We start from the raw sequence: 22,850 nt of genomic DNA on the forward strand, positions 1-22,850 counted from the left end.
TTTCATTAACGCTTGCTGCTTCGCGGCAAAGCGCGCTATAATTTGCGGCTTTTTCCGTCCTAGCACACTTTTTGGAAATATTATGGTCGTTATTCGTTTAGCTCGTGGAGGCGCCAAGAAGCGTCCGTTCTTCAACATCGTTGCAACCGACTCGCGCAATCGCCGCGATGGCCGTTTCATCGAGCGCATCGGTTTCTACAACCCGATGGCATCCGGTGGTGAAGTCGCTCTGCGCATCACCGCTGACCGTCTGGCTCACTGGCAGTCGGTTGGCGCGCAGCTGTCGCCTACCGTGGCTCGCCTGGTCGCTTCGAACAAAGCCGCCTAAGTCTGGTTGCTGGTTTGACCGATAAGAATGCATCCGGGGTGCAAGTCCCCGACGATCTGGCACAGGTAGGCTTTGTCTTCGGTGCCTACGGCGTCGCTGGCTGGGTGAGGATACGTCCTTTCTCGGAAGATGCGGATGCACTCCTCGCGGTGAAAACCTGGTGGATCGACAAGCCAGGCTTGCACGATGTCGATGTCAAGCAGTGCAAACTGCATGGTGGCGACGTGGTGGCGCAGCTGGTGGGAGTGACCGACCGGAACGTCGCAGAAGCGCTCAAGGGCGCCGCTGTCTCGATTCCGCGCAGTCGTTTCCCGGCCTTGTCCGACGATGAGTTTTACTGGGCCGAGTTGATCGGTCTGGATGTAGAGAATTTGCAAGGTGAGCACCTCGGTACGGTGACTGACATGATGAGCAATGGTCCGCAGTCGATCTTGCGCATACAGCCAGCCGCTCTGCCCGATGCCGACCCCGAGGTTGCGGCGCAGGAGCGCCTGATTCCATTTGTGGACGCGTTTATCATCAAGGTAGACAAGGCCGCCAAGAAGATCACTGTCGACTGGGGCCTTGATTATTAAAGAACATAAGGGCGGCCCGCCATGCAATTCGATGTCGTGACCCTGTTCCCTGAAATGTTCGCCGCACTGACGCAGTCGGGTGTCACCCGGCGCGCGTTTGAACAGAATAAATGTGGCTTGTCGTTGTGGAATCCGCGTGATTTCACCACGGACAATCACCGCACCGTGGATGACCGCCCGTATGGCGGCGGCCCCGGCATGGTGATGCTGGCCAAACCCCTGGAAGCGACGCTCAACGCGGCGAAGCAGCGCCAGACCGATGCCGGTCTGCCCGCGCCCCGCGTGGTGTTCATGTCGCCCCAGGGCAGGCAGTTGACGCATGAGCGTGTGATGCAGCTGAAGCAGGAGCCCGGTCTGGTGATCCTGTGCGGCCGTTACGAGGCGGTGGACCAGCGTTTGCTGGACCGCTGCGTCGACGAGGAAATCAGCCTGGGCGATTTCGTGCTGTCCGGCGGCGAGCTGCCGGCGATGGCCTTGATGGATGCCGTGATCCGCCAGATTCCCGGCGTGCTGAACACGGATGCGTCGGCGGTCGAGGACAGCTTCGTCAACGGCCTGCTGGATTCGCCGCACTACACGCGGCCGGAAACGTACGAGGGTGTGGGCGTGCCGCCGGTGCTGGTGGGCGGCAACCACGCCGAGATCGAGAAATGGCGCCGTCAGCGCATGCTGGAGGCGACCGCGCGCAAGCGCCCGGATTTGCTGGTCAAGGCGCGTGAGGCGGGGCTGCTCACCAAGCTTGACGAAAAGTTTTTGGCAGGTTTGTAAACCTGTTGTAGTAGCTAGCGGGCATGTCGCCCGCGTGTTTTAACCCCATCCTCTACTGGGCAACGAGCCTCGGCTCACAGCGCGCCAGCATGATGGTTTATGGAGTCATTAAAAATGAATCTGATTCAACAACTCGAGCAAGAAGAAATCGCTCGCCTGGGCAAGAGCATCCCTGACTTTGCACCTGGCGATACCGTGATCGTCAACGTTAACGTAGTCGAAGGCACCCGCAAGCGCGCCCAGGCTTACGAAGGCGTGGTCATCTCCCGTCGCAACCGTGGCCTGAACTCGAACTTCATCGTTCGTAAGATCTCGTCCGGCGAAGGCGTCGAGCGTACCTTCCAGCTGTACTCCCCGCTGATCGCTTCGATCGAAGTGAAACGCCGCGGTGACGTACGTCGCGCTAAACTGTACTACCTGCGTGATCGTTCCGGTAAATCGGCACGTATCAAGGAAAAACTGCCAAACCGTCGCCCAGTGGCGAAAGCAACCGCTGCTTAATAGCCGCGTTTGTGTTTGGATGGAAGGGGCGCCGTTGGTGCCCCTTTTTTGTATCTGGAGGGAGTATCTTGGCTAAGCCCCTGTTCAATCCGAAAGAACTTCCCGTAGACGCCATCGCCGGCGAGCCGGCCGTGTCGCCTGAGCGCCTGACGCCCGCGTGGCTGCGCGGCCGTTTCACGGCGCCGCCGTTGTGGACGCCCGAGGGCGCCGAAGAATCGCTGGGCAGCCTGTCGCAGCGGCCGACGCCGACGCCGGCCTCGGTGCTGATCCCGCTGGTGCCGCGCGCGGACGGCCTGACCATCCTGCTGACCCAGCGCACCGAGCACCTGACCGACCACGCCGGCCAGATCAGCTTTCCCGGCGGCCGCGCCGAGGACTACGACAGCGACGCGGTCGACACCGCGCTGCGCGAGTCGGAGGAGGAGATCGGGCTGGCGCGCCGCCATGTGGACGTGCTGGGCACCTTGCCGCGCTACCTGACCGGCACCGGCTATTGCGTGACGCCGGTGGTGGGCCTGGTGGCGCCGCCGTTCGAGCTGACCGCCGATCCGTCCGAGGTGGCGGAAATCTTCGAGGTGCCGCTGGCCTTCCTGATGGATGGGCTGAACCACCAGCGCCTGTCGGTGCAGTTGCCGGGCGGGCGGCGCAGCTTTTACGCGATGCCGTACGGCGACTATTACATCTGGGGCGCAACAGCGGGCATGCTGCGCAACCTGTTCCATTTCTTGCGCGCATAGAGACACTACGTTATCGTAGCGGGCATCAAGGCATCGCCGACTTAAAGGATCACTAATGACTTTTCTTTCCATTCTATGCGCGCTGCTGATCGAGCAGATGAAGCCGCTGCGCGCAGACAATCCGATCTACGCCGAAATCAAGCGCCTGGCGTTGCGGATGGAGACCTGGTTCAACGCCGGCGACTCGACCCACGGCCGCCTGGGCTGGTTCGTGATGATGGCGATCCTGATGGTGCCCACGGCCGTGATCTACTGGCTGCTGCGCCGCTACGGCTGGTTCGGCATGCCCTTCCTGTGGAACGTGCTGATCGTCTACCTGACGCTGGGCTTCCGCCACTACAGCCACTATTTCACCTCGATCCAGCTGGCCCTCAACGCCGGCGACGACGCCACCGCGCGCGCGCTGCTGGCCGAGTGGACCAAGCAGGACACGGTCGGCATGGAGACCTCCGAGATCGCCCGCATCGCGGTCGAGAAGTCGCTGATCACCACGCACCGCAATGTGTTCGGGGTGTTCTTCTGGTTCCTGATGCCGCTGGGTCCGGCCTGCGCGGTGATGTACCGCGTGGCCGAGCACCTGGCGCGCGCGTGGAACGAGCCCGAGCACATGCGCAACGAGGCCTTCGGCCAGTTCGCCGCGCGCGCCTTCTACTGGATCGACTGGATCCCGGTGCGCCTGACCGCCGTGGCCTTCGCCGTGGTGGGCAACTTCGAGGATGCGATCTACGCCTGGCGCAACTTCGCCCACCGTTGGGCGGACGAGGCGATCGGCATCATCCTGTCGGCCGGCGGCGGCGCCATGGGCGTGCGCCTGGGCACGCCGGCGGAGAACGCGGCCAAGCTGCTGCCGGCGGACGCCGCCACGGTGGACCTCGGCGACGAGGAGCCGGACATGCTGCCGGGCGAGGAGCCGAGCGTGCGCGCGCTGCAGAGCACGGTGGGCCTGGTGTGGCGCGCCTTGCTGCTGTGGATGATGTTGTTATTGCTGCTGTCCGGCGCGGTGTGGCTCGGAGCGACCCCTTAAGCGGGTACAATAGCGGCATTGCTGTGGTGCGGAAAGATGATCTTTCTGCACCAAAGTGGTTAATCGCGCTGAAAACCGGATAGAAATCAATGACTTACGTATTCAGGTCTTCTATAAGATATAATACGTAAGATTCTTACAGAATGATATCCGCCCGAGCGACCAGTCGGGATTATTCACGCATTCTTGTTACCAACAAGTATCTACTCCTAAGCAGCCGCCCATGGCAGAGTCAGCCCTCAAACCGTCAGAACAGCTGGATTCGTTCTTCATCCTTGGCCGCACCAGCAATGGCAGGCAGTTCCGTCCCAGCGACTGGGCCGAGCGCCTGTGCGGTGTGATGTCCTGCTTCAAGCCGGAAGGTTACGGCGGCGGCCGCGACTCCCATCTGCAGTTCTCGCCCTACGTGACGCCGACCGTGATCGACGGCGTCAAGTCGGTGGTGGTGAACGGCAAGCTGCGCCAGCTGGAGCCGCTGGCCTACCACTTCGTCATCTCCTTCGCCAAGGACAACGACCTGCAAATGGTCGACGCCTGCATCCTGCCCGAAAAGGCTTGATCTCCGTCATTTAAAATTCGCTTAATCCGCCACCCACGAGGGCGGGGTAGGGCGTATGCTGCCTGTTCCTCATTTTTTTTCGCGAGAGATCATGAACAACAGCCGCTTGAAACACGCCGCCGCCGCCAGCCTGATGCTGTGCGGCCTGTCCTTTGTCGCCACCGGCAGCGCGTGGGCGCAGGCCTTGCCGGCCGGCGTGGCCAAGGGACCGTCGGTCGAGGGCATCAGCGAGTACCGGCTGCCGAACGGCTTGAAGGTGCTGCTGTTCCCCGACGCCTCCAAGCCCACCGTGACGGTCAACGTCACCTACCTGGTCGGATCGCGGCACGAGAACTACGGCGAGACCGGCATGGCCCACCTGCTGGAGCACATGATGTTCAAGGGCGCGCCCAAGAACCGCAGCATCCCGCAGGAATTCGCCAACCGCGGCATGGAGTTCAACGGCACCACCTCCTACGACCGCACCAACTACTACGAGGTGTTCCAGGCCAGCCAGGACAACCTGAAGTGGGCGCTGGACATGGAGGCCGACCGCATGGTCCATTCCTTCATCGCCCGCAAGGACCTCGATTCCGAGATGACGGTGGTGCGCAACGAGTACGAGAGCGGCGAGAACGATCCCTTCTCGGTGCTGCTCAAGCGCATGCAGAGCGTGGCGTATGACTGGCACTCGTATGGCCGCTCCACCATCGGCAACCGCAGCGACATCGAGAACGTCCGCATCGAGAACCTGCAGGCCTTCTACCGCACCTACTATCAGCCGGACAACGCGGTGCTGCTGGTGGCGGGCAAATTCGATCCATCGCAGACGCTGGCCTGGATCAGCAAATCGTTCGGCGTGATCCCGAAACCCAAGCGCAGCCTGCCGCCGTTCTGGACGGTCGAGCCGACGCAGGACGGGGAGCGCAGCTTCGTGGTGCGGCGCAAGGGCGACATGCAGGTGATCGCGCTGGGCTACAAGATTCCGTCGGCCTTGCAGCAGGATAGCGACGCGCTCAGTTTCATGTCGGAGATCCTGGGCGACACGCCGACCGGCCGCCTGCACAAGGCGCTGGTGGAAAGCGGCAAGGCGGCGCAGGTGTTCAGCTTCGGCCAGACCGGCTACGCGCCGGGCCTGCAGATCATCGGCGCGGTGGTGAAGGCGGGCGAGCCGCTGGAGCCGGTGCGCGACGCGCTGATCGCGACGGTGGAGGGCTTCGCCAGCACGCCGCCGACGGCCGAGGAGATGGAACGCGCGCGGCGCAACTTCGCCAACGGCATCGAGAAGTCGCTCAACGATCCGCAGCGGGTGGGCGTGAGCCTGTCGGAGGAGATCGCGCTGGGCGACTGGCGCCTGCTGTTCGAGGGCCGCGACAAGCTGCCGAGCATCACGCCCGAGCAGGTGGCGGCTGCGGCGGGGCGCTACCTGAAGCGGGACAACCGCGTGGTGGGCAGCTTCGTGCCGGAGGATGCGCCGCAGCGCGCAGAGATTCCGGCCGCGCCTTCGGTGGCGGAGGTGATGAAGGATTTCAAGGGCAAGGACAGCGTGCTGACGTCGGAGGTGTTCGACCCGAGCCAGGCCAACATCAACGCGCGCACCGAGATCAAGACCATCGGCGGATTGAAGGTCGCGCTGCTGAACAAGAAGAATCGCGGCGAGGCGGTGTCGGTGGACCTGCAACTGCACTGGGGCGACGAGAAGAACCTGTTCAACACGGCCATCGTGTCGAACGCCGCCAACGAGATGCTGATGCGCGGCACCAGCAAGTACACACGCGAACAGTTGGCCGACGCCTTCGCCAAGCTGAAAATCTCGGGCAGCCTGTATCGCTTCGACACCACCGGTCCGAACCTGGACGCGGCGCTGCGGCTGGTGGCGCATGTGCTGAAGGAGGCCAGCTTCCCGGCGGCGGAGTTCGAGCAGTTGCGCCAGCAGTGGCTGGTGGCGATCGAGGCGTCGCGCAACGAGCCGCAGTCGCTGGCGCGCACGGAGGTGGACCTGTATTTCAACCACTATCCGAAGGGCGACGTGCGCGCGCCGATGTCGGTTGACGAGCAGCTGGCGGCGGTGAAGGCGCTCAAGCTGGAGGACGTGGTCGCGTTCCATCGCGACTACTACGGCGCCAATCACGGCGAGCTGGCGATCGTCGGCGATTTCGACAAGGCGGCGATCGGCAAGACCATCGCCGACAGCTTCGCCGGCTGGGACAGCAAGGTGGCCTATGCACCGGTCAAGTCGACCAACGAGGACAAGGCGCCGCTGTACAAGACCATCAACGCGCCGGACAAGGAGAACGGCTTCTACACCGCGCGCATGAACCTGGACCTGAACGTCGACGATCCCGATTATCCGCTGCTGGACCTGGCCAACTACATCTTCGGCGAAGGCGGTCTGAAATCGCGGCTGATGGACCGCATCCGCCAGAAGGATGGCTTGTCGTACGGCGGCGGTTCGGGCCTGCAGCCGGGCGAGATCGACCGCGCCGGCAGCTTCGGCATCGACGCCATCGCCGCGCCGCAGAACCTGCGGAAGCTGGAGGCGGCGATCCGCCAGGAGCTGGAGCGGGCGGTGAAGGACGGCTTCACGGCGGCTGAACTGGCGGGCGCGAAATCGGGCCTGTTGCAGCAGCGGGTGCAGAACCGGTCGAAGGACAATGTGCTGGCCGCAGGCTGGACGCGCAACCTGTACATGAACCGCACCTACAGCTGGAGCAAGGAGTACGAGGACAAGCTGAAGGCGGCCACGCTGGCGCAGGTCAACGCGGCCTTCCGCAAGGCGATCGATCCGGCCAGGCTGACGGTGGTGACGGCGGGCGACGAGGCCAAGGCGAAAGGCGCGGCGCCTGTCGTGAGCGCAAAATAATCTGCCGGGGGATGCCCCGGCGACGTCAGTGGATGTCGTCCAGCTGGTCGTGCGCGCGGCGGTAGCGCGGCAGGCGGCGTTCCAGCGTGTTCTGCGACTGGTGGTTGGCGTGTTCGACCAGCGTCAGCGCAGTGCTCAATGCGGCGCTCATCGCTTTGGCGGCGGCTGCCATCGCCTCCGCCGGCGTCAGGGGCGCCTTGGCTGCCAGTTCGTTCTGGCGGGCGCGCAATTGGGCGGCCTTGGTCCAGTTCTTCTCGCCGGGGAAACGTATCCAGAGCTCCAGCCAGGCGTTGCGGGCGTCGCCGCAGGTTTGTTGTACCATCTGATTCGGTGAGACCGCCTCGCCGCGGAAGATGAGGTCGTCGCCGATCACGTCGGCGCTCTGCCAGGTGTCGCCGCTGTGCACGCGCAGGCGCGTGCCGTCGGGCAGGAACAGCTGCTTCCATTGATAGCCGCGCACCGGGGCCGCGTCTTCGCGGCTCTTCGCTATCCATAGCTTGATGGCGCCGGCGATGGCTTCGGCGGGTGTCAGCGGGCTGCCGCTCTGGTGCAGGAAATCGCAGAGCTCGTCGTATGCGGCGGGAGGGACCTTGGGGGACGTTTTTTGAGACCTTGTGGTATTCATTACTGATTCTCCTGTCTGGTTTTTGCTGTCGCCTTCTATTTCTCTCTGTTGGACCAGCGCCCAAAAAAAGAGTTCGGAAATGACGAAAATAGAGCAAAGCAGAGAGCCAATTCAGTGAGGTCTGTCCAAGGGCCGTGCAGATAGGACCCCACCCTGTATTCTGTTGGAAATTTTGGAGGTGTCGTGATTCGACTGATGATAGAGGGACGTGTGCAGGGTGTCGGCTATCGCGCTTCGTTTGCGGAGCGGGCGAAGGCGCTGGGTTTGGCCGGCTGGGTGCGCAATCGGCGCGATGGGGCGGTGGAGGCGGCGGTGGAGGGCGAGGCGAAAGCCGTGGAGGCCATCATCGCCTGGGCCAGGCGCGGGCCTCCGGCCGCCATGGTGACGGATGTCGCCGTCGAGGAGACGATGGAGCGGGCCTCTCCGGATGGCGGCTTCAAGATCATGCCGACGCTGTAGGCCGGCCGCGCGGCGCTATTCGCTTGCCGCCAGCACGGCCTTCAGGATGTTTTCGGAGCGCAGTTGGCCGTAGCCTTTGCCGTAGGCGCTGGAGGTGACCACCACCACCGACCGCAGCGCGGGAACGATATAAATCTTATTGCCGCCGTTGCCGGATGCGAAGTACACAGGGATCTGGCGGCCGCCCACGGACTGGGTTTTGGCGTACCAGAAATAGCCATAGCGATCGGCGTAGCGGTCCCCCGGGCCGATGTCCACATGCGGGGCCAGCATGGCTTCGATCCAGGCGGCGCTGAGCACCCTGCGGCCTTGATATAAGCCTTGGTCCAACACCATCTGACCTATCGCGCCCAGGTCGCGCGTGCGCAGCGACAGGTTGCCTTGTCCCTTGACGTGGCCGGCCGCGTCGCGCCCCCAGCGCCAGTCTTGTATGCCGAGCGGAGCGAACAGGTTCGCGCGCGCGAATTGTTCGAGGTCCGTGCCGGTCGCATGTTCGACGGTCAGGCCGGCGAGGTAGGCGGTCATGGAGTTGTAGCGGTATTGCGTGCCCGGCGTGGTCTTCATTGGCGTGGCCAGGGTGAAGGCAACGGGATCGGCCGCTTCGTCCATCTTGTCTTCATTGCCGGACGAGGCGGGGTCGTCGTCGAACGCGTCCAATCCCGAGCGCATGGTCAGCACGTTATCGAGCGTCACGCCGGCGAAGGCCGATTGGCCGGCGGCCTTCCAGTACTGGGATACCTTGTCGGCCGGCGCGCCGATCTTGTGCTGGTCGACCGCGGCGCCCACCAGCAGCGCCGTGATGCTCTTGCCCGCCGACCGGACATCGTGCAGGGTGTCGGCGGTCTCGCCGTTGTAATAGCGCTCGGCGACGATGGCGCCGTTGCGCATCACCAGGATGCTGCGCAGGTCCGGGTGTTCGTCGTGGTCCCATGCCGCCAGGACGTTCGCGGGCAGCTGCTGCGCCGCCGCCTCGGCGGACAGGATGGCGGCCAGTACCAGCAAGGCGCCCAGGTGCTTATTCAGGTTCATCGACTGCTCCAGTGGGCGCTTGCGGGCGCGCGTTGTGCAATACGCCTTGCTTATGCGCGGGGATGTGGGCCGACGGGTCCTGTGCCGGATCGAACACGTAGTGCTGGAAGATCGCGCCCCATGCGGCGCGCAGTTCGGGCGGCTGGTGCTTCATGCTTTGCAGCGTGGCGATCAGCGCCTCGAAGGTGGTGCCGACGTCCGGCGCCGGCTGCTCGTTCTTCCACCAGTAGTTGACCATCATGTTCAGAATGCCGTTCGATTGCACGTGGTGCCACCACAGAGGGGGGATGAACAGCGCGTCGCCCGGCAGCAGGTCGGCCACCAGCGCGGCCTCCATCGCCTGCTTGAAGCGCGGGTGGCGCGCGTAATCCGGCGCGCGGAAGTCGACCATGCTGATGGGCGTGGGCGTCGGCGCGAAATCCAGCGGGCCGATATACAGGTTGCCGACCTGTTCGGGCGGGAACAGCGTGAAGCGCCGCTCGCCGCTGACCACGCAGGCCAGGTTGTACGATTCGTCGAAGTGCGCCGGCGTGGTGATGGTGTTGCCCAGCCAGAGGCGCGGCCGCACCGACGGCGGCAGCGCCGGCGCCACGTTGTGCGCCTCGAATCCCGGCAGGCATTCGTCGACCAGCGCGCTCTGGATCGCCACCGACGGCGGCGCCTCGAACTGCGAGTAGCGCGCCAGCTGCTCGATCACCTTCGATACCGGCACCTTGTTGCGCACGAAGTTGAAGCCCTCCATGTCCGGCTTGTAGAACAGCCGCCCGCGCTGGTCCGGCGGCGTCATCACCGCGTCCACCTCATGGCCGCTGTCGAACTCCATCAGGTACCGGCACAGCGCTTCCGGCGCCTGGCGCGCCTTGTGCACGGCCGGCCAGTGGCGCACGAAGCCGCGCAGGATGGCGGGCCGGTAGCCGCCGGCGATCTCGCTGTAAAAGCGCGCCGGGTCGAGGTCCAGGTATTCGGTGATCTGGTTCATGATTCGTATGATGGCATAAAAAAAACCCGCCAGGGCCGGGAGCGGCCGTGGCGGGAACAGACTACACAATGAAACGGTTACGAATTAATACTTGATGTGCAGGCCAGCGTAGTACTGCGCGCCGTTGGCGTAGAAGCGCGCCGGCTGGTCCTTGTTGTAGATGTAGTTTTTCAGGATCGGGTTGTTCAGGTTCTGGCCACTGAGCGTCAGCACGATGTTCTTGCTGATGTTGTAGTTGAACGAGGCCGACACCGTGCCCGAAGCGTCCTGGTACAGCGGCGTGCCGCGGTCCTGGGCAGCCAGGAAGGCCGAACGCCATGCGTAGCTCAGGCGGACGTTGAACTTGTCGTTTTCGTAGTACACGCCGGCGTTGGCCGTGGTCTTCGAAGCGCCCAGCATGTCGCACGGATCGCCGGAGGTCGAGGTCTGCATCGCCGGGCAGGAGCCGAAGTCCAGGTGCGAGTCGGCGAAGGTGGCGTTGGCGTCGAAGCCGTAGCCCATGCCCACCGGTACCTGCGCCGCCAGTTCCAGACCCTTGACCTTGGCGCCGACGTTGATCGGCGAGGTGATGCTGTAGGTCGCGAACACGGGCTTCTTCTGTTCCTGCGAGGCGCGGCTGTCGATGAAGGTGCCGGTGCTGACGCCGTAGCCGACGTAGTCGTGCAGGTCCATGTAGAACACGCCGGCCGACAGCAGGGCGCGCGGCGCGAAGTACCATTGCAGGCTGGCGTCCAGGTTGTTCGACTTGACCGGTTTGAGCGCCGCGTTGCCGCCGTTGCCGGTGTGGGTCTCGTCGGTCAGCAGCACCGCGCCGCCCAGCGCGCCGTAGTCGGGACGGGTCATGGTGCGCGACAGGCCGACGCGGGCCACCAGGTCGGAGCGCAGGTCGAACTTCAGGTTCAGGCTAGGCAGCGGGATGGTGCTGTTGTTGTCGATCGCCGTCTTCTGGACGAAACCGCCCCACGGATAGGCCGGCAGCGTGCCGCCGGCCGGCTGGTTCTGCAGGATCTGGTAGCCGTTCGAGGTGCCCTCGGTACGCACGACGCGCAGGCCGACGTTGCCGCTCCAGCCTTCGCCCTCCATCTCGCCCTGGACGTAGATCGCCTTGGTGTTTTCCTTCAGGTCGAACATGTCCTGGTAGTAGGTGCGCGAGACGTCGCGGTTCGAGTGCAGGTCGCCCCAGGCGTTGAGGATCGCCGGGTCCAGGATCCAGACGTTTTTAGGGAAGTCGCCGCCCAGGTCCTTGCCGAAGTTGCCCGGATAGGTGGTGCCGCTCCAGGCCGGGTTGGTGGTGTTTCCGCCGACGTCGGTGTTGGACCAGTTCGGGCCTTGCGCCACTTCGAAGTTGGCGCGGGTGTGGTGCGAGCCGCGCACGCCGAACTTGATCTCGCGGAACACGCCGCTGTCGAGCGAGAAGGCGGCGTCGATCTGGCCGTAGGTTTCCTTGTCGTCGGTGGTGGCCGGCGAGACGCCGAACACCCAGTCCAGCGGGGTACCGGTGAACTTGGAGACGTCGATGTTGGGGAACTTGACGTTGGCCGGACTGCCCAGGCCATTCAACTGGTAGCTGGCGCCGGAGTTGTTGACGTCGCCCTCGAACACGCCCTGGCTGGGCGTGACGCCCTTGCCCTTGGTCGAGCCGGCCTTGGCGGTGAACACCAGCTTGTCGGTGGCGCGCCATTTGGCGTCCAGGTCGAAGAACTCGGTCTGGGCGTAGGCGCCTTCGCGCACGATGTCGTCGACGATGCCGTAGCGCAGCGGCTTGGCGGCCGTGCCCTTGTTGGCGAACGAGGCCGACACCAGCGTGCCGTTGCGGATCACGTAGCCGGGATCGGGCGCGACGCCCGAGCCGAGCATGCCGGAGCCGTTCATGTCGGTCATGTAGTTGGTGTTGAAGTTGGACGCGTCCATCTTCGAACGGAAGTAGGTGGCCTCCAGGCTCAGGTCGCGGCTGGGCTTGAACTGCAGGTCGATCAGGCCGCCCTTGCGCTTGCGCTCCTGCTGGAACAGCGAGGAGCCGATCAGGCGCGGGAACCAGACGTTGGCCAGGTCGGGATTGGTCTTGACGGCGGCGTTGGTCGGCGCCACCTGGGTCCACTGCAGCAGCTCCTGGCCGTCGCGGCGCAGGCTGCGCTTCTCCGAGAAGCCTTGCACCATCAGGCCCAGCGTGCCGGCCTCGTTCTTCCAGTTGAACAGCGCGCTCACCTGCGGATCGGTCTTCTCCGGCAACGTGGCGTACACCGCCTGCACCGTGGCCTCCATCGAGATCGGCTGCTTGAAGTCCAGCGGATGACGGGTGCGGATGTCGATCGAGCCGCTCGAGCCGCCTTCGATCTGGTCGGCGGTCGGCGATTTGTAGACCACCACCTGGCCGACGATCTCGGACGGCAGCAGCGAGTACGAGGCCGAGCGGCCGACGGCGCCGCCCACCTGGTCCAGCACGAACCAGTCGCCCGAGGCGACGGCGTGGCCGTTGATCAGGGTCTGGGTCAGCGAAGGGGCGGTGCCGCGCATCGAGACGCGGTCGTTCTCGTCAAAGCCGCCCGAGCCCGCGCCCGAGGTCGAGATGTTCACGCCCGGCACGCGCTGCAGCGAGTCGGCGACGTTCTTGTCCGGCATCTTGCCGACGTCTTCGGCGGTGATCACGTCGACGTTGCTCGACGCGTTGCGCTTGACCGACAGCGATTGCTGCAGCGAACCGCGGATGCCGCTGACGACGACGACCTCCGGCTCCTTCTCCGCCGCGGCCTGTTGCGCCTGGGCGTTCATCGCGACGCTCAGTGTCAGGATGGCCGCAGCCGTCGCGATAGGCGTCAGCTTGGACATTTTGGTGTTATTTGAATTGTGATACATGTACCCTCCCGTTGATGAAGGCTCCGCCGAGCCAACTGATTGTTGATGTGTAATTCTTTTTTACTTCTTACCAAACCACCTACAAAACCAATCCAACGCCAATATACCCGTCTTTTAATACCAGATCACTACCACTTTAAAATTCTTTTTTGTTATGTTGTATGCGGCATACACAACGTGGCCTGGAAGGCAATCGAATACCGGCCATGTGGTGGTATGGCGGCCGCTTGTGTCAGGCTGCAACAGCCTGAAAGCCAGCATCCATGCGGGTTTGCGGCGGATGGTGCAAAATATTCGCGGTGCGCGCCGCGTGCGGTGGCGGCACGCTGGTCTTTTTTTGGTATTATCGATTGACAACGACAAAACAGGATGGCCACTTCGTCATGAGCAGCGATTCCACCACCGCACTGGTACACATCCGGGCGCACCTCAGTGAGACCAGTAACCTGCCGCTGTACCAGCGCCTGCAGCGGGCGCTGCGCTCGGCCATCGAGCAGCACCTGCTCAAGCCGGAGGACGCGCTGCCGGCCGAGCGTCAGCTGGCGGCCGACCTGGCGATCTCGCGCATCACGGTGCGCAAGGCCATCGACGGGCTGGTGGGCGAGGGCGTGCTGGTGCGCCGGCCCGGCTCGGGCAACTTCATCAACACCCGCATCGAGAAGAACTTCGCCAAGCTGACCTCGTTCTCCGAGGACATGCGGGCGCGCGGGCGCACGCCGCGCAGCGTGTGGCTCAAGCGCTCCGAGGGCACGGTCACGCCGGACGAGGCGATGCGGCTGCGGCTCAGCCCCGGCGCGGCGGTGTACCGCTTCCACCGCATGCGCTACGCCGACGACGTGCCGATGTGCCTGGAGTACGCGACCATCGTGGCGTCCTGCCTGCCGTCGCTGGAGGCGGTCGACGTGTCGATGTACGACGCGCTGGAGAAGGCCGGCAACCGCCCGGTGCGCGCGCTGCAGCGGCTGTCCGCGTTGCTGCTCAACGCCGAGCAGGCCGCGCTGCTGCAGGCGAAGGAGGGCGACGCCGGCCTGGCGGTCGAGCGCCTGGGCTTTCTGCGCGACGGTCGCGCGGTGGAGTTCTGCCGCTCCTACTTCCGCGGCGACATGTACGACTTCGTGGCGGAACTGAACGCCGGCTAACCTTGCAAGGAACTATGAACTCCCATCGCCTCAAACGCTGGACCCTGGCGGCCGCGCTGGCCGCCGCGCTGCCGGCCATCGCCACCGCCGCCGGCGCGCCGGAAATCGTCGGCTACTACCCCGGCTGGAAGTCGGACGCCTTTCCCGTCACCGCCGCCAACGTCGACGCCGGCCGGCTGACGATGGCCTTGTACGCCTTCCTCGACGTCTGCTGGAACGGCAAGCATGGCAATCCCGAACCCTCGGTCAACTACGTGGCGCCATGCCAGGACGCGGCCGGCGACGCGCAGTCGGCCAACGGCGCGCTGGTGTTCCGCGACGCCGCCAAGGACGGCGCCAACCTGCGCGCACTGGTGGCGATGAAGCGGCGGCATCCGCAATTCAAGGTGGTGGTGTCGGTGGGCGGGTGGGACTGGTCGAACCAGTTCTCCAACGTGGCCGACAGCGCCGGGGCGCGCGCCAACTTCGTCGCCTCGTCGGTGAAGCTGATGCGGCGCTTCGGCCTGGACGGCGTCGACATCGACTGGGAATACCCGACCGAGGCCGGCGTGCCTTGCGTGGCGGGCGCCGTGTGCGCGCGGCCGGCCGACAAGCGCAACTTCATCACGCTGGCGCGCGAACTGCGCGCGGCCTTCGACGCGGCGGGGCGGCAGGACCGCAGACACTACAGCATCACCATCGCCGCCGGCGGCAACGCCAACTACGTCAACGACGGCGCGGCGGGCGGCGGCTGGATCGCGGAGCTGGCGCAAAGCCTGGACTGGATCAACATCATGGCCTACGACTTCCACATGCCGTGGGAGAAGCGCAGCGGCCACCATGCCGCGCTGTTCGCCGACCCCGCCGACCCGGCGACGGCCGACGGCTTGTACGCGGCGGCGTCGGTGCGGCGCTACCTGCGGGCGGGCGTGGCGGCGGACAAGCTGGTGATGGGCGTGCCGTTCTACGGCTACGGATGGAAGGGCTGCGCGCCCGGCGCAGGCGGCGACGGCCAGTACCAGGACTGCGACGGCGGCGCCGCCGGCGGCGTGGACGGCGGCAACGCGTACGGCTACGGCCTGCTGCTCAAGCTGGGATACCTGACGCCGGGCCACGAGGGCGGGCAGGGCTTCAGGCGCCACTGGAACGGCGCGGCCAAGGCGCCGTACCTGTACCGCGCGGCGGACGGCGTCTGGATCACGTACGAGGACCCGGCCTCGCTCAAGGAGAAGGCCCGCCACGTCAAGGCGCTGGGCCTGCGCGGCGCGATGTTCTGGGAGCTGAGCGCCGACGGCGGCCAGCGGATGCTGCGCGCCCTGTCGGCGGCGATGCGCAAATAAAAAAACCGGCGCGAGGCCGGTTTTTGCTGGATTACTTGGCTTCCGGCTGTGGCGCCGGCGGGTTCTGGAACATGATCCAGTAGCGCGCCAGGTCGCCGCGGCCGTCGTTGCCGGTGATGGTCTCGAGCAGCTTGACCGATTCGTCCTTCTTGCCGGCGATGGCCAGCGCGTAGGCCAGGCGCAGCTTGGCGTCCTCGGGATTCTTGGCCACGCCCTTGGCGACGCCTTGCTTCATCAACTCGATGCCCTTGTCCTTCTGGCCCAGGGTCACGTAGTTGTAGCCCAGGTTGACCAGGCCGACGCCGTCCTTGGACTTCTGCGCGGACTCGATGCCCTTGTCGATGTTCTTGGCGTCGTCGGCGGCGCCCTTGTTGGCGCTGTCGCGGATCTTCTGCAGCGCGGCCTTGTTCTTGTCGGCCGGGATGGCGCCCGGGTAGCCCTTGTCCATGGCGATCTTGGCCTCGGTGAAGAAGCCGCCCAGCACCGCCAGCTCGGCGATTTCGGCGTAGTCTTCGGGTTCCATCTTGGACGGCGCGGCCAGCGCCTTCAGGCGGGCGATGTCCAGGTCCAGGCGCGGCGCGTAGCTCTTCTTGCCGCGGGTGCGGTTGAGCAGGTCGAACCAGTATTCCTCGGTCGCATAGTAGCGGGTCAGCTCCTCGACCGCCTGCAGATACAGCTCGGTGTCCTTGGTCTTGATGCCGACGTTGCCCAGCAGGTTCAGCTCATCCTTGGGTGGGGCGACGCCGGTTTTCTTGGCCGCCTCGATGTCCTTCAGCGCCTCGGCTTTGGCGGTGGCGAAGTCGTTCTTGAAGAAGTAGGAGCGCACGATGAACTGGCGCTGCTTGAGCGTGTCGCCCGACTCGGTGCCGTAGCGGGTGAACCAGGCGATGGCCTGATCGTAGTCCTTGATGTTGCTGTAGTAGATGCCGCCGACGGCGTCGATGAAGCGCAGCTTGTCCTCCGGCTTGAGGCGGCCGGAGTCGATCATCTCGCCCAGCGCCTTGACGGTGGCCGGATAGTCGCCGGTGGCCTGGCCCAGCTGCACGCGCATCTGGTTCAGCACGAAGGCCTCGTACGGCGTCACGTTCGGCATGGCGGCAGAGGTGTCGATGCGGTTCTTGAATTCGGTGTAGTTCTTGGCCGCCAGCAGTTCCTTGGTCTGGGCCGGATCGATCAGCTTGTAGATCTCGGGACGCACGGCATCCTTCGGCGGCTCGGCCGGTTTGGCGGCTTCGGCGGCGTGGACGGGCGACATGCCCAACACGGCCGGTACGGCGTTCAGGCCGATGGCGGCCAGGATCAGGCTAATACGAGCGAGACGAATGTGGGACATGAATTATCCTTCTATCAGACAAATTAGAGGGCCGGCGGGTAAGCCATGCCATCGCGACAGTGTAAACCCGCGTATTGTTACATAAAACGGGGCGAAACCACGAATTCAAGCGTGTAGCGGGGCGCGCGCCAGCGCCCGGCCTTCGGCGTCGAACAGCAGGCAGCGCGCCGGCGGCAGATGCACGCGCGCGCGGCCGCCGGCGTGCAGCGGCGGCGCCTCCGCCCCCTGTTTGACGGCGATCATTTCGCCCACGCCGGCCAGCGTGGCGTAGACGATGGACTGGTCGCCCAGGTATTCGACGTGGCCGACGCCGACGTCGATCACGTTGGCCTGCTGGTCGCCGGCGATGGACAGATGCTCGGCGCGCACGCCCAGCGTGACGCGGTCGCCCGGCGCGGCGCGGCCGGCATGCGCCGGGCCGGCGTCGACGTCGACGATGGCGCCGCCGGGCAGCAGCACGCTGGCGTGGTCCGCCGACGCGGCGATGATTTCACCGGCGATGAAGTTCATCCTCGGCGTGCCGAGAAAGCCCGCCACGAACAGGTTGGCCGGATGGTTGTACAGTTCATGCGGCGTGCCGACCTGCTCGATGCGGCCGGCGTTGAACACGGCGATGCGCTGGCCCAGGGTCATCGCCTCGACCTGGTCGTGGGTGACGTAGATCATGGTGGTCTTCAGTTCCTGGTGCAGGCGGCTGATCTCCACCCGCATCTGCACGCGCAGGCTGGCGTCCAGGTTGGAGAGCGGCTCGTCGAACAGGAACACCTCCGGCGTGCGTACGATGGCGCGGCCGATGGCGACGCGCTGGCGCTGGCCGCCTGACAGCTCCTTCGGCCGGCGCTTGAGCAGCGGCGCGATCTGCAGGATGGCCGCCGCGCGCTCCACCGCCGCCGCCACCTCGGCCGGCTTGCGCCCGGCCAGCTTGAGCGCGAAGGCCATGTTCTCGTACACCGTCATGTGCGGATACAGCGCGTAGGACTGGAACACCATGGCCAGCTTGCGCTGCGCCGGCGCGACGTCGTTGGCCAGCGCGCCGCCGATGTGCAGCGTGCCGCCGCCGATGTCCTCCAGGCCCGCTATCATGCGCAGCAGCGTGGACTTGCCGCAGCCGGACGGGCCGACGAAGACCATGAATTCGCCGTCGGCGATATCGAGGTCGACGCCGTGGATGACCGGCGTCTTGTCGTAGCTCTTGACGATCTGTTTGAGGCTGACGCTGGCCATCCGCTCAACCCGCGCGCACGGCTTGCGGCGCCGGCGCTTCCTCGGGCTGCGGGCGCGCGGTCATCGGAATGAGCTGCGACAGCACCGCCACCGGGATCGCGCACAGCATCACCCACACGAAGAAGTGCTGGTAGCCGAGCGACAGCTGGATGTCGCCGCTGAACAGTTTAAACAGCACAAAGCCCAGCTGCATGATGCCGGTCGAGAAGGCGTAGTGCGCGGTCTGGTATTTACCCGGCGCGACCACCTGCATCATGTACAAAATCAGGCCGACGAAGCCGAAGCCGTAGCCGAACATCTCCACGCTGAGCGCCACGCCGATCACCGACAGCTCGGTGGGCTGGAACACGGACAGCAGGTAGAACGCGACGTTGGGCAGGTTGACCGCGAGGATCAGCCACAGGATGGCGCGCTTGAGGCTGAGCCACGAGGTGAAGTAGCCGCCGGCGATGCTGCCCACCACGAAGGCCACGGTGCCGACGGTGCCGTACACCGCGCCCACTTCGGCGGTGGTCAGCCCCAGGCCGCCGAGGTGGCGCGCCTCGCGCAGGAACAAGGGACCGATCGACTGCACCTGCGCCTCGCCGGCGCGGAACAGGATGATGAACACGATCGACACCCAGATGCCGGGCTTTTTGAAGAATTCGACGATCACCTCCCACAGCGTGCGGGCGATGGCGCCGGCGTTGGTGTCGGCGGTGACGGCGTTGCGCGCCGTCGGCAGCGCCCAGCTGTTGTACAGGCCCAGCGCCACCATGATGGCGGCCAGGATGCAGAAGCTGATGGTCCATGCCGGCACCACGCCCAGCGTCTTCTCGAAGTGGCCGGCCAAGAGCAGCAGGCCGCCGGTGGTGAAGAACTTGCCGGCGTTGAAGAAGGTGCCGGTCCAGCCGGCGTACTTGGCCTGGCCTTTTTCATCGAGGCTGGCGATGTACAAGCCGTCGCACGAGATGTCGTGCGTGGCCGACGAGATGCCCACCAGCGCGAGCATCGCCATGCAGGTCGCGAACCAGAACGGCGCGTGCAGCGCCAGCGCCACGCCGCCCAGGCACAAGCCGCCGAAGATCTGGAAGCCGACCACCACCAGCTTCTTGCTGCTGGCCAGTTCCAGGAAGGGGCTCCACAGCGGCTTGAACACCCAGGCGAAGCCGATCAAGCCGGTCCAGTGATTGAGCTCGTCGTTGGGCACGCCCATGCTCTTCAACATCTGGTTGGCGACGATCGCCACCGCGAAGAACGGCAGGCCCTGCGCCAGGTACAGGCTGGGTACCCAGAACCTCGGGTCGCGTATTTTTTTGTTGTCCATCATTTTGCCTCCTCCCCGATTGAATTGTTATGCGAAGCCGGGAACCGGCGCGCAGCCGGTGGCTTCCAGCTCGCCGCACAGCCAGCTGTTGACCGCGTCCAGCGCCGGCTGGGCGAAGCCGTAGGTCATCAGCGACGGCGACTGGATGTCCAGCGCCTGGTACGGATTCCACAGCGCCAGGTGCAGGTCCGGCTTCCACGTCGCGCGCGCGTGCTCGCCGTAGCGCAGGCGCGAGGTCGAGGCCAGGATGGTGAAGCGGCCGTCCTGCGGCAGCGCGTTCCAGTCGAAGGTGTCGGCGTCGGCGAAGGTGGTCAGTTCGACGTCGTACAGGCGGCGCAGCGAGGCCGCCACGCCCTCGGCCGGCACGCCGGCCTCGGACACGCCGTCGCTGACCACGTCCTGGCGCACCACCAAGCGCACCTTGGCGCCCGGCGCCGGACGCACCGGCGCGCGGTGGGCGGTCAGGCTGCGGCGCCAGCCCTCGGCCATCAGTTCGCGGTCTGCCGCGTCCTCCTTGTAGGAGCGCGGCTTGCACGGATAGGCCAGCGCCAGCGCGGACAGGCGCGCCAGCCGCTGCTCGATCTCCGCCATCGGCACCTCGCCCGAGGCGATGGCGGCGGCGATGGCGTCCAGCGTTTCATTCTGCGTTTCGGTGGTGCCGAGCGCCATCACCATGTCGGCGCCGGCGGCCAGCGCTCGCACGGCGGCTTTGCCCACGCCGTAGCGGCCGGCGATGGCGTGCATGTCCATGCCGTCGGTGATGACGATGCCCTTGTACTGCCACTCGTCGCGCAGAAGGCCGGTGAGGATGCGGCGCGACATGGTGGCCGGATAGTCAGGGTCCAGCGTCGGATAGACGATGTGCGCGGTCATCATCGCCGGCGCCGCGCCGGAGGCGATGCGGAACGGCGCCAGCTCCATGCGGTCCAGTTCCTCGACCGGCTTGTTCACGGTCGGCAGGTCGCGGTGCGAATCGACGTTGGTGTCGCCGTGGCCGGGGAAGTGCTTGACGCAGCAGGCCACGCCTTCCGCGTGGCTGCCGGCCATCCACGCCATCGCCAGCTCGGCGGCGCGCAGCGGCTCGGCGCCGAAGGAGCGCTCGGCGATCACCGGGTTGTGCGGGTTGTTGTTCAGGTCCAGCACCGGCGCGAAGTTCCAGTTGATGCCCAGCGCCTTGACCGCGCGCGCCACGGCGGCGCCGGTGCGGCGGGCCAGGTCGGTGTCGTCGGCGGCGCCCAGGCCCATGGCGGCCGGCGGCGCCGGCACCCAGGTCGAGCGCACCACGGCGCCGCCTTCCTGGTCGATGGCGATCAGCGATTCGGGGCCCATCACGGCGCGCAGGTCGGCGGTCAGCTTGGCCAGCTGTTCGGAGTCGGTCATGTTCCCGCGGAACAGGCAGACGGCGCGGATGCCGTTGGCCCGGATGAAGTCCGCGGTGGCGGCATCGAGCACGGTGCCGGGGAAGCGGATCATGATCAGTTGTCCGGCGAGTTTTCTGAGGTCGTTTTGGGTTGGGGTCATTTCACAGCTCCGTCCATGCCACGCATGAAGAATCGTTGGGTAAATAGGAAGGCTGCCAGCGTGGGCAGGATGGTCAAGATGGTGCCGGCGGCGATCACGCGCGTGCTGCTGCCGAAGGTGCCGCGCAAATACAGCACGCCCACCGACAGCGGGAATTCGTCCGGCTTGCTCATCACGATGGATGGCCAGATGTATTCGTTCCAGGCCTCGACCGCCGTCAGGATGCCGACCGTGGCCAGCCACGGCGCGATCAGCGGCAGCATGATCCTGCTGAAGATGGTCCACTCGGAGGCGCCGTCGACGCGGGCGGCGTCGATCAGGTCCTGCGGCACTTCCTCGAAGGCCTGCTTGAGCAGCAGGATGGCGACCGCCGTCACCACGTTGGGCAGGATCACGCCGGTGTAGGTGTCGACCAGGCTCAGTTTCGTCACGGTGATGAAGTTGACCAGGAAGTTCACTTCCGACGGCAGCACCAGCGTGGCGAGGATCAGGCCGAACACCAGCTTGCGGCCCTTGAAGCGCATGCGCGCCAGCGGGTAGGCGGCGGCGGAGCATAGCGCCAGCTTCCAGAACACGGTGCAGGCGGCGATGAGGACCGAGTTGCGGAAGAAGGACCAGATCGGAATCGCCTTGAACACTTCGACGAAGTTCTCGAACGACGGCTGCTTCGGCCAGAAGGTCGGCGGGAAGGCGAAGATGTTGCCCTCGGTGGAGATGGCCGTCACCAGCGTCCACCAGAACGGGAACACGCAGACCACCGCGATGGCGCAGAGCAGCAGGTAGTGGGCGGCGGTCTTCATCGGTGCTTGGGTTTTATGTAGCGCAGGCAGAGCAGGGCGATGCCGATGCAGAAGAGGGACATGACGAAGCTGGCGGCCAGCGCGCGCGGCAGCTTGAGGTGCTTGAGGCCCTGGTCGTAGGCGTAGTACAAGCCGGTGAAGGTGGAGTTCATCGGGCCGCCCTGGGTCAGCACGTCCACTTCCTGGTAGGCCTTGAGCGCGGCCAGCACGGACAGGATGGAGCAGACCATGATGGTGGGGCGCAGCATCGGCACGGTGATCCGCCAGAAACGCTGCCAGCGGTTGGCGCCATCGAGGATGGCCGCCTCCTGCATGTCGGCGGGGACGGCCTGCAGCGCGGCCAGGTACATCACCATGTACCAGCCAAGGCCGCGCCACAGTGTGACGAACATGATGGCGAACAGCGCCAGGCTGTCGTTGGAGAGCCAGCCGACCGGCGCGCCGACCAGCCGCATCGTCATCAGCACGTAATTGAGCGCGCCCTGTTCGTGGAACATGAAGCCCCACATGATGCCGACCACCGAGACCGTGGTCACCACCGGCACGTAGAAGGCGGCGCGGAAGTAGCGGATGCCGGGCAGCTGGTTGTTGACCAGCACCGCCAGGCCCAGCGCGCCGATCTGCACGAAGGGCACCATCAGCAGGAAGACCAGCGAGTTTTTCAGGCCGGTGACGAACATCTCGTTGTCGAAGATGTAGCGGAAGTTGTCCAGGCCGACCCAGTGCGTTTCGCGTATCAGGCTGTAGTCGGTGAAGGCCAGGAAGGAGCCGAAGGCCACCGGCCAGAAGGAGAACACGGCCAGCAGCGCCAGTGCGGGGGCGAGGAACAGCCAGGCGGTGAGGTTCGCGCGGCGCGCGGACGCGGGCTTGGCGGCGGGCGTCGTGGCGAGCGCGTTGGCCTGGGCCGGGGCGGGGTGGGCGTCGCGCAT

21 protein-coding genes are annotated in these 22,850 nt (G+C 65.5%); 11 read left to right on the forward strand and 10 right to left on the reverse strand.

What is annotated here, in order from left to right:
- Window positions 1-82 precede the first annotated feature (82 nt).
- The 8 genes from rpsP (at window position 83) to HUX88_RS21110 (ending at window position 7,334) form a co-directional block, all read left to right on the forward strand.
- Window positions 83-328, forward strand: coding sequence for a 30S ribosomal protein S16 (rpsP, locus tag HUX88_RS21075; RefSeq protein WP_117015471.1), 246 nt, complete (start codon window positions 83-85; stop codon window positions 326-328).
- 14 nt (window positions 329-342) lie between these two features.
- A complete protein-coding gene (rimM, locus tag HUX88_RS21080) occupies window positions 343-903 on the forward strand; it encodes a ribosome maturation factor RimM (RefSeq protein WP_176363031.1) in 561 nt (186 codons plus the stop codon).
- A gap of 21 nt (window positions 904-924) precedes the next feature.
- Window positions 925-1,671 carry a tRNA (guanosine(37)-N1)-methyltransferase TrmD gene (gene trmD, locus HUX88_RS21085; protein WP_176363032.1) on the forward strand — a complete coding sequence of 249 codons (747 nt, stop codon included), beginning with the start codon at window positions 925-927 and terminating at the stop codon, window positions 1,669-1,671.
- 114 nt (window positions 1,672-1,785) lie between these two features.
- The gene (rplS, locus tag HUX88_RS21090; RefSeq protein ID WP_008446022.1) at window positions 1,786-2,172 is read left to right on the forward strand and encodes a 50S ribosomal protein L19; all 387 of its coding nucleotides are present in this window, start codon (window positions 1,786-1,788) and stop codon (window positions 2,170-2,172) included.
- A gap of 68 nt (window positions 2,173-2,240) precedes the next feature.
- A complete protein-coding gene (locus HUX88_RS21095) occupies window positions 2,241-2,909 on the forward strand; it encodes a CoA pyrophosphatase (protein WP_176363033.1) in 669 nt (222 codons plus the stop codon).
- A 55-nt stretch (window positions 2,910-2,964) separates the two neighbouring features.
- The gene (locus HUX88_RS21100; protein ID WP_117015475.1) at window positions 2,965-3,933 is read left to right on the forward strand and encodes a CobD/CbiB family protein; all 969 of its coding nucleotides are present in this window, start codon (window positions 2,965-2,967) and stop codon (window positions 3,931-3,933) included.
- A gap of 223 nt (window positions 3,934-4,156) precedes the next feature.
- Complete coding sequence (locus HUX88_RS21105; protein WP_117015476.1) at window positions 4,157-4,492, forward strand: DUF3579 domain-containing protein; 336 nt, start codon at window positions 4,157-4,159, stop codon at window positions 4,490-4,492.
- A gap of 91 nt (window positions 4,493-4,583) precedes the next feature.
- Window positions 4,584-7,334 (forward strand): pitrilysin family protein, encoded by a 2,751-nt coding sequence (locus HUX88_RS21110; protein WP_176363034.1) that lies wholly within the window; start codon window positions 4,584-4,586, stop codon window positions 7,332-7,334.
- 25 nt (window positions 7,335-7,359) lie between these two features.
- Here the strand turns inward: HUX88_RS21110 and HUX88_RS21115 are convergent, their stop codons facing one another.
- A complete protein-coding gene (locus HUX88_RS21115) occupies window positions 7,360-7,959 on the reverse strand; it encodes a hypothetical protein (protein WP_176363035.1) in 600 nt (199 codons plus the stop codon).
- A 195-nt stretch (window positions 7,960-8,154) separates the two neighbouring features.
- Here HUX88_RS21115 and HUX88_RS21120 point away from each other — a divergent pair, with 195 nt between their 5' ends.
- Window positions 8,155-8,418 carry an acylphosphatase gene (locus tag HUX88_RS21120; protein ID WP_117015479.1) on the forward strand — a complete coding sequence of 88 codons (264 nt, stop codon included), beginning with the start codon at window positions 8,155-8,157 and terminating at the stop codon, window positions 8,416-8,418.
- A 15-nt stretch (window positions 8,419-8,433) separates the two neighbouring features.
- On the opposite strand, the gene HUX88_RS21125 is transcribed toward HUX88_RS21120, so the two are convergent.
- The 3 genes from HUX88_RS21125 to HUX88_RS21135 form a co-directional block, all read right to left on the reverse strand.
- Window positions 8,434-9,447: a serine hydrolase gene (locus tag HUX88_RS21125; RefSeq protein ID WP_176363036.1), complete on the reverse strand. Its 1,014-nt coding sequence runs from the start codon at window positions 9,445-9,447 to the stop codon at window positions 8,434-8,436.
- Window positions 9,434-10,426, reverse strand: a complete 993-nt coding sequence (locus HUX88_RS21130; protein WP_176363037.1) for a cupin-like domain-containing protein — start codon at window positions 10,424-10,426, stop codon at window positions 9,434-9,436. The genes HUX88_RS21125 and HUX88_RS21130 overlap by 14 nt, the downstream gene beginning before the upstream one ends.
- Window positions 10,427-10,510: 84 nt before the next feature.
- Window positions 10,511-13,252 carry a TonB-dependent receptor gene (locus HUX88_RS21135; protein ID WP_176363038.1) on the reverse strand — a complete coding sequence of 914 codons (2,742 nt, stop codon included), beginning with the start codon at window positions 13,250-13,252 and terminating at the stop codon, window positions 10,511-10,513.
- A 410-nt stretch (window positions 13,253-13,662) separates the two neighbouring features.
- Here HUX88_RS21135 and HUX88_RS21140 point away from each other — a divergent pair, with 410 nt between their 5' ends.
- Together HUX88_RS21140 and HUX88_RS21145 are read left to right on the forward strand one after the other, a co-directional pair.
- Window positions 13,663-14,418, forward strand: coding sequence for a GntR family transcriptional regulator (locus HUX88_RS21140; RefSeq protein ID WP_117015483.1), 756 nt, complete (start codon window positions 13,663-13,665; stop codon window positions 14,416-14,418).
- Between the two features lie 14 nt (window positions 14,419-14,432).
- Entirely contained in the window at window positions 14,433-15,737 is a 1,305-nt protein-coding gene (locus tag HUX88_RS21145) for a glycoside hydrolase family 18 protein (RefSeq protein ID WP_176363039.1), read from the forward strand.
- A 31-nt stretch (window positions 15,738-15,768) separates the two neighbouring features.
- Here HUX88_RS21145 and HUX88_RS21150 read toward each other — a convergent pair whose 3' ends face one another.
- The 6 genes from HUX88_RS21150 to HUX88_RS21175 form a co-directional block, all read right to left on the reverse strand.
- Window positions 15,769-17,070, reverse strand: coding sequence for a hypothetical protein (locus HUX88_RS21150; RefSeq protein WP_176363040.1), 1,302 nt, complete (start codon window positions 17,068-17,070; stop codon window positions 15,769-15,771).
- Between the two features lie 105 nt (window positions 17,071-17,175).
- Window positions 17,176-18,294, reverse strand: coding sequence for an ABC transporter ATP-binding protein (locus tag HUX88_RS21155; RefSeq protein WP_176363041.1), 1,119 nt, complete (start codon window positions 18,292-18,294; stop codon window positions 17,176-17,178).
- Between the two features lie 4 nt (window positions 18,295-18,298).
- On the reverse strand, window positions 18,299-19,600 hold the full coding sequence (locus HUX88_RS21160) for an MFS transporter (protein ID WP_176363113.1): 1,302 nt from the start codon (window positions 19,598-19,600) through the stop codon (window positions 18,299-18,301).
- A gap of 27 nt (window positions 19,601-19,627) precedes the next feature.
- Window positions 19,628-21,121 carry a beta-N-acetylhexosaminidase gene (gene nagZ / locus HUX88_RS21165; RefSeq protein ID WP_176363042.1) on the reverse strand — a complete coding sequence of 498 codons (1,494 nt, stop codon included), beginning with the start codon at window positions 21,119-21,121 and terminating at the stop codon, window positions 19,628-19,630.
- The gene (locus HUX88_RS21170; protein WP_176363043.1) at window positions 21,118-21,921 is read right to left on the reverse strand and encodes a carbohydrate ABC transporter permease; all 804 of its coding nucleotides are present in this window, start codon (window positions 21,919-21,921) and stop codon (window positions 21,118-21,120) included. The genes nagZ and HUX88_RS21170 overlap by 4 nt, the downstream gene beginning before the upstream one ends.
- On the reverse strand, window positions 21,918-22,850 hold the full coding sequence (locus HUX88_RS21175; RefSeq protein ID WP_229219442.1) for a carbohydrate ABC transporter permease: 933 nt from the start codon (window positions 22,848-22,850) through the stop codon (window positions 21,918-21,920). The genes HUX88_RS21170 and HUX88_RS21175 overlap by 4 nt, the downstream gene beginning before the upstream one ends.

The sequence above is a fragment of the Duganella sp. BJB1802 genome (assembly GCF_013369445.1).
Taxonomy (GTDB): Bacteria; Pseudomonadota; Gammaproteobacteria; order Burkholderiales; family Burkholderiaceae_D; genus Rugamonas; species Rugamonas vulcania_A.

Bases quoted from the DNA above. Each gene is read 5' to 3' on its own strand.
- HUX88_RS21140 (WP_117015483.1), top strand. From the start codon at position 13,663: ATGAGCAGCGATTCCACCACCGCACTGGTACACATCCGGGCGCACCTC.
- rplS (WP_008446022.1), top strand. From the start codon at position 1,786: ATGAATCTGATTCAACAACTCGAGCAAGAAGAAATCGCTCGCCTGGGC.
- HUX88_RS21145 (WP_176363039.1), top strand. From the start codon at position 14,433: ATGAACTCCCATCGCCTCAAACGCTGGACCCTGGCGGCCGCGCTGGCC.
- HUX88_RS21130 (WP_176363037.1), bottom strand. From the start codon at position 10,426: ATGAACCAGATCACCGAATACCTGGACCTCGACCCGGCGCGCTTTTAC.
- HUX88_RS21125 (WP_176363036.1), bottom strand. From the start codon at position 9,447: ATGAACCTGAATAAGCACCTGGGCGCCTTGCTGGTACTGGCCGCCATC.
- HUX88_RS21175 (WP_229219442.1), bottom strand. From the start codon at position 22,850: ATGCGCGACGCCCACCCCGCCCCGGCCCAGGCCAACGCGCTCGCCACG.
- trmD (WP_176363032.1), top strand. From the start codon at position 925: ATGCAATTCGATGTCGTGACCCTGTTCCCTGAAATGTTCGCCGCACTG.
- HUX88_RS21100 (WP_117015475.1), top strand. From the start codon at position 2,965: ATGACTTTTCTTTCCATTCTATGCGCGCTGCTGATCGAGCAGATGAAG.
- HUX88_RS21105 (WP_117015476.1), top strand. From the start codon at position 4,157: ATGGCAGAGTCAGCCCTCAAACCGTCAGAACAGCTGGATTCGTTCTTC.
- HUX88_RS21150 (WP_176363040.1), bottom strand. From the start codon at position 17,070: ATGTCCCACATTCGTCTCGCTCGTATTAGCCTGATCCTGGCCGCCATC.
- HUX88_RS21170 (WP_176363043.1), bottom strand. From the start codon at position 21,921: ATGAAGACCGCCGCCCACTACCTGCTGCTCTGCGCCATCGCGGTGGTC.
- HUX88_RS21115 (WP_176363035.1), bottom strand. From the start codon at position 7,959: ATGAATACCACAAGGTCTCAAAAAACGTCCCCCAAGGTCCCTCCCGCC.
- HUX88_RS21135 (WP_176363038.1), bottom strand. From the start codon at position 13,252: ATGTCCAAGCTGACGCCTATCGCGACGGCTGCGGCCATCCTGACACTG.
- nagZ (WP_176363042.1), bottom strand. From the start codon at position 21,121: ATGACCCCAACCCAAAACGACCTCAGAAAACTCGCCGGACAACTGATC.
- HUX88_RS21120 (WP_117015479.1), top strand. From the start codon at position 8,155: ATGATAGAGGGACGTGTGCAGGGTGTCGGCTATCGCGCTTCGTTTGCG.
- HUX88_RS21160 (WP_176363113.1), bottom strand. From the start codon at position 19,600: ATGGACAACAAAAAAATACGCGACCCGAGGTTCTGGGTACCCAGCCTG.
- HUX88_RS21110 (WP_176363034.1), top strand. From the start codon at position 4,584: ATGAACAACAGCCGCTTGAAACACGCCGCCGCCGCCAGCCTGATGCTG.
- HUX88_RS21155 (WP_176363041.1), bottom strand. From the start codon at position 18,294: ATGGCCAGCGTCAGCCTCAAACAGATCGTCAAGAGCTACGACAAGACG.
- rpsP (WP_117015471.1), top strand. From the start codon at position 83: ATGGTCGTTATTCGTTTAGCTCGTGGAGGCGCCAAGAAGCGTCCGTTC.